Here is an 8,057-nt window from a genome sequence, read left to right on the forward strand (position 1 = left end):
TCCGTATGCCGGCGGAGGTGTTTCTGGAGAAGCTTTACAGGCGGCCGGTGAACTTCTCTATTGAGGACGTGCTTGCGGTGGGGTGATGCACTTGGATGTTGACTCCGCCTTACCTTTCTTTTGTTGCCTATGACAAAAGAAAGTAACCCGCCGCTTTAGCGGCGGAAGCTCTTAGCGTTTGATCTTGCTCCGGTAGAAGCCACAAGCCACAAGCATGAGCAAAGCTTCCGTCCGCTGACGCGGCCGGGTTACTTTCTTTTGCTGGCCCAAAAGAAAGCTAACCAAAGAAAAGGCCTTCCTTGACAGAGCTCCCCTGCGAGTTCGCAGCTGTCGCGGGGATTTTCCGATAAGACATCCATGTCTTATCGGAAAACGCCGCACGTCCTGTGCGGCGCCCTTCGGGTCTCCAGGTGTTCTCGCGAGTTCGGTATTGCGCCAAGCTCATCACGGCAACGGTAACGACAACGACAGGAGCACAACAACGATCGTCGCCGCTCTTGGGTAGGAGCGGCGCAAGCCGCGACCGCGCACGCTCCCGATTGCCTCGCCACACGCCTGAAACATCCGCAGCCGCGATACGAGCCACCCACCCTCAGTAATGCAACAAGGCATGTACCGGCGTATCGCCCGACCAGCGTTCGCGACCACGCAAAGCGTCGAGCTCGATCAGCACGCTGGCACCGACCAACACCGCATCCAATCGCTCGACCAGCTCGCGCGCGGCCGCCAGGGTGCCGCCGGTCGCGAGGACGTCGTCGACCAGCAAGGTGCGCTCGCCGGGTTTCAAGGCATCGCTGCGTACCTGCAATTGATCGCGGCCGTATTCCAGTTCGTATTCGACCGCGATCAACGGCGGCGGCAGTTTGCCCGGCTTGCGCACGGGCACGAAGCCGGCATGCAGTTTCTGCGCCAAGGCGGCGCCGAAGATGAAGCCGCGCGATTCGATGCCGCATACGGCCTGCACGCCGCTGCCCTGCCAAGGCTCGGCCAAAGCGTCGATGCAGCGCGCGAAACCGCCGGCGTCGGCCAGCAGCGGGGTGATGTCGCGGAAGGTCACTCCCGGCTTGGGGAAATCGGCAACCGCACGGATCAGTGCGTCGATGCTCTTCAAGGATTCGCTCTTCAGGGATTCGTTCATGCGCTTATCTTGCAGCAGATGGGTGGGCGGAAGCGCGGCTCAGGCGGCGTCGCCGCGGCGCACCGAAAACAGCGGCTGATCGCCACGCAACAGGCCGAGGAAGATGCCGGCCAGGGACAAGCCGATGCCGAGCAGTTCCAGGCCGCCCAGTCGCTTGTGGAACAGCAGCACGTCCCAGACGTAGGCGAGCAAGGGTTGCAGCAACAGACACAGGCCGACGATGCCGGCCGGCAGCTGCGGCATGGCGCGGCCGATCACCAGCCAACCCAGCACCTGAGCGATCGCGGCGTAGGCGAACAGGATCAACCAGTCGTGGGCGCTGCCGGGAATCAGGTTTTCGCCGCCGAACGGCACCGACACGCCGAGCATCGCCGCACTGCCGAGGCACAACCACCACTGCAGCGCTTCGTTCGGGGTCTGCTGGCGCCGCGCCTGCGCTGCACGGAACGCGAGCAGGAACACGCCATAGGCCAGCGCCGTGCCCAGGCCGTAGATCACGCCGAGGCGGAAACGCGCGTCGACGCTTGCCCAACCCGGCGCCAGCAGCAGACCCAGGCCGACCAGGCCCATCAACAAGCCCACCCACAAGCGCCAGCCCGCGCGCTCGCCGAACACCAGGGCGCCGACGCCGGCGAGGACGAAGACCTGGAAGTTGGCGAGCAAGGTCGCCAGGCCGACGCCGACATACAGAATGCTGCGATGCCAAAGCCACAGGTCCAGCGCCAGGAACGCCGCGCCGAGCATCACCAGGCCCAAGGTGCGTCCGTCCGGGCGCCAATGGCGCATGCGGTCGCGCCGCCAAGGCTGGCCGAGCAGCATCAACAGGATCCCCCCGGCCAGGGCCATGCGCCAGAACGCCGATGCGGCCGGGCCGATCTCGACCCAACGCACGAACACCGCCGAGCTGCTGATGACCGAGGCGCCGATCAGCATCTCGACCAAGGGCGTGCGCAGGGTGGCGGTGGACGACGAGGCGCTCACGAGCGCCTCCCGGAGCGGGTCGCAAACGATGCGAAATGCATGATCGAAACTCCATGAGGGCCGGAGCGCGGTCGGAGCGATCCGGAGGCCCCGCGTCGGCGACCGGCATTCGACCGGACGCGCCGCAGGGCTCGATGAAAGGGGAAGAGTGGCGTCACACAGCGGGCCTGACGGCCGTGGCCCGGTCCCGCCGGGGCGGTCGCGGACCTCGCGACGATGCGGGCGTCGCGCGCCCGGGCTCAGGCCGGAAGCAGGCCTGGCGGCGGCATCGCCCCGTTCGGAATCGAATCGCTGGGGTCGGACTCGACCGAGTCGCTCGCCGGCGGTGGCGGTTCGCCGAGCGAGAGCGCATCGACCGCCTCGCGCGCTTGCGGCCAGGCGGCCTCGGGCACGCAGACCTGGACCGGACCGAACGGCAACTCGCCGATGCCGCCGAGCAAGGCCTCGCCCTTCATGAACACCGGAATGCCGGCCGCTTCCAGCGCGTGCCGGACCAGATGGGCGTCGATCAAATGGGCGGCTTCGTAGACGACTTTCATCGTCGCTGTCCTTCGGCGCAACGGCCTCGCGGGTCTGCGGCCAGCATACGCCGGAGCGGCCGGCTTGGCCCATCGACGGCGCGCAGACACAGCGTTCCAGGCAGGCCCGGCAAACCCGCCGATCCCGCCGATGCGGTCCTGCGGACTGCCCTCCCCGCCGGTCCGATCCGCGTTCCGGCCCGGCCGCCCAGCCGCCGCAAGGCAGGGATCGCCGCCAAAGGCTAAACTTCACGACCTTCCCAGCCTTTGCCGTGACGCATGTCCGCCGACCCCGCCCGCACCGCTCCCGAATCTCCGACCGACTCCGCCGCTACGGCCGCGGTCAAGCAGGACTTCGTCCGCCAGATCGTCCGCGAGGACCTGGCCAGCGGCAAGCACCAGGCGATCCGGACCCGCTTCCCGCCCGAACCCAACGGCTATCTGCACATCGGCCACGCTAAGGCGATCTGCCTGGATTTCGGCGTCGCCAACGAATTCGGCGGGCGCTGCAACCTGCGCTTCGACGACACCAACCCGGCCAAGGAAGACCCCGAATACGTCGCCGCGATCCAGGAAGACGTGCGCTGGCTCGGCTACGAGTGGGCCGAGCTGCGCCATGCCTCGGATTACTTCGAGGTGTTCTATCTCGCCGCACAGAAACTGATCCGCCAGGGCGACGCCTTCGTCTGCGACCTCAGCGCCGAGGAAGTCCGCGCCTACCGCGGCAACCTCAACGAGCCGGGCCGCAATTCGCCGTACCGCGAGCGCAGCGTCGAGGAAAACCTCGACCTGTTCCAGCGCATGCGCGCCGGCGAGTTCGCCGACGGCGCGCGCACCCTGCGCGCGAAGATCGACATGGCCTCGGGCAACATCAACCTGCGCGACCCGGCGCTGTACCGGATCAAGAAGGTCGCTCACCAGAACACCGGCGATGCCTGGCCGATCTATCCGATGTACGACTTCGCCCATTCGCTCAGCGACTCCTGCGAGGGCATCACCCACTCGCTGTGCACACTCGAGTTCGAAGACCACCGCCCGCTCTACGACTGGTGCGTGGGCCGGGTCGACCTGCCGAATTCGCCGGACCTGCTGGCACCGCTGCTCGACCGCGGCCTGCCCAACGAAGCGGCGATCCCGCGCCAGATCGAGTTCTCGCGCGCCAACCTCAACTTCACCGTGATGAGCAAGCGCAAGCTCATGGTGCTGGTGCAGGAAGGCCTGGTCGACGGCTGGGACGACCCGCGCATGCCGACCCTGCAGGGCATCCGCCGCCGCGGCTACACCCCGGCCTCGCTGCGTCTGTTCGCCGACCGCCTGGGCGTGAGCAAGCAGAACTCGACCATCGATTACTCGGTGCTCGAAGGCTGCCTGCGCGAAGACCTCGACGCCGCCGCGCCGCGCCGCATGGCCGTGCTCGATCCGCTCAAGCTGGTCATCACCAACCTCGGCGACGCGCACGAGGAATCGCTGCACTTCTCCAACCACCCGAAGGACGAGCGCTTCGGCGCGCGTCAGGTGCCGTTCTCGAACCAGCTGTGGATCGAGCGCGAGGACTTCGAGGAAGTGCCGCCGAAAGGCTTCAAGCGCCTGATCCCGGGCGGCGAAGTGCGTTTGCGCGGCGCCGGCATCCTGCGCTGCGATGAAGTGATCAAGAACGAGGCCGGCGAAATCGTCGAGCTGCGCGGTACGCTCGACCCGGAATCGCGTCCGGGCATGGCCGGCGCCGACCGCAAGATCAAGGGCACCATCCACTGGGTCAGCGCGCGTCACGCGGTCGCCGCCGAAGTGCGTCTGTACGACCGTCTGTTCGACGTCGCCGCACCCGACGACGACAGCGACGGCAAGACCTACCAGGATCACCTCAACCCGAATTCGCGCCGCGCCGTGACCGGTTATGTCGAACCCGCCGCCGCGACCGCCGAGCGCGAACAGGCCTTCCAGTTCGAGCGCGTCGGTTATTTCGTCGCCGACCGTTACGACCACACGGCCGAACGTCCGGTGTTCAACCGCAGCGTGACCCTGCGCGACACCTGGGCCGCCCAGGCATGAGCCCGAAGATTCCCAACCTGCTGACCAAGACGGTGGCGCTGGCGCTGCCGGCCTGGATCGACGAGGTCGTCGACCGCAAGCGCGCCTACCTCAGCGATGAGGACAAGGTCGCCTTGGCGGTCGAGCTGTCGCGCCACAACATCGAGGTGGGCAGCGGCGGGCCGTTCGGTGCGGCGGTGTTCGACGGCAACGGCCTGGTGGTCGGGGTCGGCGTCAATCGCGTGGTGCCGCAGAACTGCTCGGTCGCGCATGCCGAGATGATGGCCTTCATGTGCGCGCAGGCCGCGTTGAGCGTGTTCCGTCTCAACGAGATCGGCCCGATGACCCTGGCGACCTCGGCGCAGCCGTGCTGCATGTGCTACGGCGCCAGCTTCTGGGCCGGCATCGACACCTTGCTGATCGGCGCGCGCTCGGAAGACGTGATGCGGTTGACCGAGTTCGACGAAGGCCCGCTGCCGGCGGACTGGGTCGGCGAACTGGAACGCCGCGGCATCGCGGTGCGTCGCGATCTGCAACGCGACGCCGCCTGCGACGTGCTGCGCCGCTATGGCGAGAGCGGCGTCGCCTACTGATGCCGCTCCGGGGCGGGCGCGGTATGAACCGCGAACGACTCCATGCATGCCGCGCGGGCCGATGCGACCGCGCGGTCGCGGCTCGCGCCGCTCCTACCCTTGAAGACAGCGAGTTCCCACGATGACCGATAACGCCCTGCTGTGTTGGTGCCGCGCCGGTTTCGAACCCGAGCTCGCCGGCGAATTGAACGAACGCGCCGCGCGCGCGGGCCATCCCGGCTATGCGCGCACCGAGCGCAACAGCGGCTACGTCGAGTTCATCGTCGAGGACGCCAAGGCGCTGTCGCGCGCACTGCCGTGGTCGTCGCTGATCTTCGCGCGCCAGAAGCTGGTGCGCCTGGCCGATCTGCGCGCCCTCGATCCGGCCGACCGCATCACCCCGATGCTGGCCGCGCTCGACGCACAGGGCGGCAGCGGCCTCAACGTTTCCATGTTCGGCGAGCTGGTGGTCGAACATCCCGACTCCGACGAGCACAAGCCGCTCGCCGGCCTGGCCCGCAGCTTCGGCAACGCACTGCGCCCGGCGCTGCGCAAGGCCGGCTGGCTCAGCAAGGCCGACGATGCGCGGCGCCCGCGCCTGCACGTCGCCTTCCTCGCCGGCGACCACGCCATGCTGGCGATGTCCGAACCCGGCGACAGCTCGCCGTGGCCGTTGGGCATCCCGCGCCTGCGCATGCACCCGGATGCGCCGAGCCGCTCTGCGCTCAAGCTCGAAGAAGCCCTACTGACCTTCCTCGACGCCGACGAACGCGAACGCCTGGTGCGCGACAACATGCAGGCCGCCGATCTCGGCGCCGCGCCGGGCGGCTGGACCTGGGTGTTGATGCGCAACGGCATGATGGTGACTTCGGTCGACAACGGCCCCCTGCGCCAGGCGCTGCTCGACAGCGGCCGCGTCGATCATCTGCGCGCCGACGGTTTCTCGTGGCAGCCCAAGCGCAAGCTCGACTGGATGGTCTGCGACATGGTCGAACAGCCCGCGCGCGTGGCCGAGCGCATGGCGACCTGGTTCCGCGAAGGCTGGTGCAAGCAGGCGATCTTCAACCTCAAGCTGCCGATGAAGAAGCGCTGGGAAGAAACCAAGGCCTGCCTGGAAGCGTTCGAGTACCAGACCCATCGCCCGATGATCGTGCGCGCGCGCCAGCTGTACCACGACCGCGAGGAAATCACGGTGTTCGCGACGCCGAAATAAGCGGCAAGGCCGGACCGCCGGCCGTTTCGATGATTAGGCGAATGGCTACCGCACGTCGCCTGCGGCGCGATGGACATCGGGCATTCATGCTTCGCGCCGCGTTCATTCAGGCGCCGTTTCGCCGTTTTACATCGACTTGACCGGTACGGGTCTAGCGTCGCGGTGTCCCCACGCGAGGTTACTGCGATGAAACAGCACGCGACTCATCCGCACACCCTGATCGGCCTGGCGCTGATCGCCGCACTCGGCGCCAGCGGCGCTGCCGTGGCGCAAACCGCAACCAAGGTCCAGTCCAAACACGATGCGGTCGAGAAGGCCGAGATGGCCGCGGGCGAAGCGCGTTCGGCGCGCCAGGACGCCTCGACCGCGCAGGCCGCCGCGCAAGCCGCCGCCGCGACCCGCAACGAAGGCGCCTTGAGCGAGCGCGGCGCTCTGACCGCCGAAGCCACCGCCTACCAGGCCAAGCAATCGGCGATCGAAGCCCAGTCGGCCGCACGCCAGGCCACCGTCGCCGCCGAATCGGCGCGTTCGGCGCAGGCCGCGGCGACCGCCGGCAGCAACCCGACCGGCGCAGCGATCGAAGCGCGCGCCGCCGGCGATGCCGCGCGCATCGCAAGCTCGGCCGCGACCGACGCGACCACGGTGGCGCAGGCCGCCGCCGCGGCGACCGCCGAAGCGACCCAGCAGACCGACCCGGTGCCGCAACCGATGCCGGCGCCCGCCCCGGCCGTACCGGTGCAGCCGCAGGTCACGATCACCTCGAGCCCACCCAATTCGGTGATCGGCGAATACAAGATCGACTTCGATGCCCTCGACGGCAATCACGACGGCAACATCAGCCGCGCCGAGGCGCGCAGCAACGCGACCCTCACCGCGGAGTTCCGCGCAGTCGATGTCGACAATAACGGGCGCCTGAGCAAGAAGGAGCTGTCGGGCTGGATGCGTTGATCGCTCCTTGATTGCCCGGTTTTTCGCGAACGTCTCCGGAAACGGGGGCGTTCGTGTTTGTGCGGCGGCCGGGTTGGCAAGCAACGCAGCGACTCCACCCCTGTAGGAGCGGCGTGAGCCGCGACCAAGGGACGTGCTGAAGCGACAGCGCCGACGTCGCCCATCGAGGCGGAGGATTCTCGCAGGGTAGGAGCGGCGCAAGCCGCGACCACGTGGCAACAGCCGCCGCGATCGCGCGATTGCCGATGATCTGCCTGGCTTCTCCGCTTTTGCCTTTGCCTTTGCCTTTGCTTTTGCTTTTGCCTTTGCTGTCGCTGTCGCTGTCGCTGTGCGCTGTGCGCTGTGCGCTGTGCGCAGTGCGCAGTGCGCAGTGCGCAGTCTCGCACTAGCGAAGGCCATAGAAGACCCGGAGGGCGGCCCGCAGGGATGCGGGCCGTTTTTCATCGGGACAAGGATGTCCCGTATGAAAAAGCCCTGCGTCGGCATCGCTCGCGCGGGCTTGTGATTCAAAACAAAGCATTTTTCTTTGGTTATGCGGAGTCAATATCCAAGTGCATCACCCCGAAGCGTTTTTCAGTCGCTCATAAAGCACCTCAGCCGGCGAGCGCCAATCCAAGGTTTTGCGGGGACGATTGTTCATCTCCCAGGCCACCTTGCTG

At 67.4% G+C, this 8,057-nt stretch carries 7 protein-coding genes; 4 read left to right on the forward strand and 3 right to left on the reverse strand.

Features of this window, described 5'->3' with window-relative positions:
- Positions 1 to 592 precede the first annotated feature (592 nt).
- The 3 genes from ACTOWK_RS23430 to ACTOWK_RS23440 form a co-directional block, all read right to left on the reverse strand.
- Positions 593 to 1,138 carry an adenine phosphoribosyltransferase gene (locus ACTOWK_RS23430; protein WP_441332482.1) on the reverse strand — a complete coding sequence of 182 codons (546 nt, stop codon included), beginning with the start codon at positions 1,136 to 1,138 and terminating at the stop codon, positions 593 to 595.
- Between the two features lie 39 nt (positions 1,139 to 1,177).
- Positions 1,178 to 2,119 carry a DMT family transporter gene (locus tag ACTOWK_RS23435; protein ID WP_441332483.1) on the reverse strand — a complete coding sequence of 314 codons (942 nt, stop codon included), beginning with the start codon at positions 2,117 to 2,119 and terminating at the stop codon, positions 1,178 to 1,180.
- Positions 2,120 to 2,358: 239 nt separating this feature from the next.
- The gene (locus tag ACTOWK_RS23440; protein WP_441332484.1) at positions 2,359 to 2,658 is read right to left on the reverse strand and encodes a putative signal transducing protein; all 300 of its coding nucleotides are present in this window, start codon (positions 2,656 to 2,658) and stop codon (positions 2,359 to 2,361) included.
- A 258-nt stretch (positions 2,659 to 2,916) separates the two neighbouring features.
- Between ACTOWK_RS23440 and ACTOWK_RS23445 the strand changes: the two genes are divergently transcribed.
- The 4 genes from ACTOWK_RS23445 to ACTOWK_RS23460 all read left to right on the forward strand — a co-directional run bounded on the left by ACTOWK_RS23445 (position 2,917) and on the right by ACTOWK_RS23460 (position 7,398).
- Entirely contained in the window at positions 2,917 to 4,686 is a 1,770-nt protein-coding gene (locus ACTOWK_RS23445; RefSeq protein WP_441332485.1) for a glutamine--tRNA ligase/YqeY domain fusion protein, read from the forward strand.
- A 17-nt stretch (positions 4,687 to 4,703) separates the two neighbouring features.
- Positions 4,704 to 5,258, forward strand: coding sequence for a nucleoside deaminase (locus ACTOWK_RS23450; RefSeq protein ID WP_441332488.1), 555 nt, complete (start codon positions 4,704 to 4,706; stop codon positions 5,256 to 5,258).
- A 121-nt stretch (positions 5,259 to 5,379) separates the two neighbouring features.
- Positions 5,380 to 6,450: a 23S rRNA (cytidine(2498)-2'-O)-methyltransferase RlmM gene (gene rlmM / locus ACTOWK_RS23455; RefSeq protein WP_441332486.1), complete on the forward strand. Its 1,071-nt coding sequence runs from the start codon at positions 5,380 to 5,382 to the stop codon at positions 6,448 to 6,450.
- A gap of 186 nt (positions 6,451 to 6,636) precedes the next feature.
- Positions 6,637 to 7,398: a hypothetical protein gene (locus ACTOWK_RS23460; protein WP_441332487.1), complete on the forward strand. Its 762-nt coding sequence runs from the start codon at positions 6,637 to 6,639 to the stop codon at positions 7,396 to 7,398.
- The last annotated feature ends 659 nt before the right edge of the window (positions 7,399 to 8,057 follow it).

Origin of the sequence: Lysobacter sp. CA196 (assembly GCF_052078695.1) — a bacterium.
Classification (GTDB): Bacteria; Pseudomonadota; Gammaproteobacteria; order Xanthomonadales; family Xanthomonadaceae; genus Lysobacter.